Consider the following 1,294-nt stretch of genomic DNA (forward strand, 5'->3'; position numbering starts at 1 on the left):
CTGGCGCAGCGGCCGGCGGGGACGGTGGTGGCAATGGAGGCGTGCAGCGGGGCCCATCACTGGGCACGGCGGTGTGAAGAGTACGGGCTGCAGCCGCGGCTGATGGCTGCCCAGCTGGTCAAGCCGTACCGCAAGAGTCAGCGCAGCAAGAACGACCGCAACGACGCCGAGGCGATCGCCACGGCCGCCCGCCAGGGCAACATGCGCTTCGTGCCGATCAAGACCATCGACCAGCAGGCCCGGCTGTCCTGGCACCGGGTGCGCGAGGGTTACAAGGCGGAGAGTCTGGCGATCGGCAACCGCCTGCGCGGCCTGCTGGCCGAGTTCGGCATCGTGATGGGCAAGAGCGACAAGGCCCTGCGCCGAGTGCTGGCCGATCTGGATGCGTACCCGGCGCTGCCGGCGGAGTTCAAGGCGTTGATCCGCAGCGTGGAGGCCCACTGGGCCCAGGTCCGCACGGCCTTCGACGCGTGCGATGCACGCATCGAAGCCCATGCGCGCGAGGACGAGCGGTGCGTGCGCCTGCGCGCGATCGTCGGCATCGGCGCGCTCACCGCAGACGCCCTGATCGCCAGCCTCGGCAAGGCGCAGGAATTCCGCAACGGTCGGCAACTGGCGGCCTGGCTCGGCATGGTGCCAACGCAGCACTCCAGCGGCGGACACACGCGGCTGGGCGCAATCAGCTGTCGCGGTGATGGCTACCTGCGCACGCTGCTTATCCAGGGCGCGCGCAGCAGCCTGCAGCGCGCCAAGGCGGTCGCCACCGAAAAGGCCACGCCCGAGCAACTATGGATTCGGTCACTGGCCGGGCGGTTGTCGTTCGGCAAGGTGCTGGTTGCCATCGCCAACAAACATGCGCGCCAGCTGTGGGTGATGCTGGCCCACGAGGTGGACTACGACCCCCGTGCCAGTCAGCGCCATCCGATGCATCGTCCCGCCCAGCTCGCCTGAGGAACCTCTTTTCCGATTCACCGTCAGCGCCACGCGGCAACAACGGGTCAGACCCACCCGGAGAGAACCTGACTAACATTCTGGACGTCCAAACGTGCTTCGGCCGATCCCCGAACACCGGCGACACCGCTGAACGAATGAGGTCTCCGGGCGCGGTTTATACCCTGGTCCGAGTCGGCACCATCGACTCAACAAGACCGTCTAAGGAAATGCAGTCTGGCAACGTTCGACGCCGCATCAAACTGACCACGCAGCACGCAGGACAAACCGATCACCAGCAGTCGCCCGAAAGCTCAGGGCAAAAGCATCATGCGCCCGGGGTTGACGGGAAGTCTCCTAAGGA

Annotated in this window: 1 protein-coding gene; it reads left to right on the forward strand. The window is 66.7% G+C overall.

The annotated features are described in order from the left end of the window. On the forward strand, nucleotides 1–951 hold a 951-nt coding region (locus B1991_RS18380; RefSeq protein ID WP_136260118.1), incomplete at its 5' end, for an IS110 family RNA-guided transposase. Between the last annotated feature and the right edge of the window lie 343 nt (nucleotides 952–1,294).

This window comes from Rhodanobacter lindaniclasticus (genome assembly GCF_004799035.1).
Taxonomy (GTDB): domain Bacteria; phylum Pseudomonadota; class Gammaproteobacteria; order Xanthomonadales; family Rhodanobacteraceae; genus Rhodanobacter; species Rhodanobacter lindaniclasticus.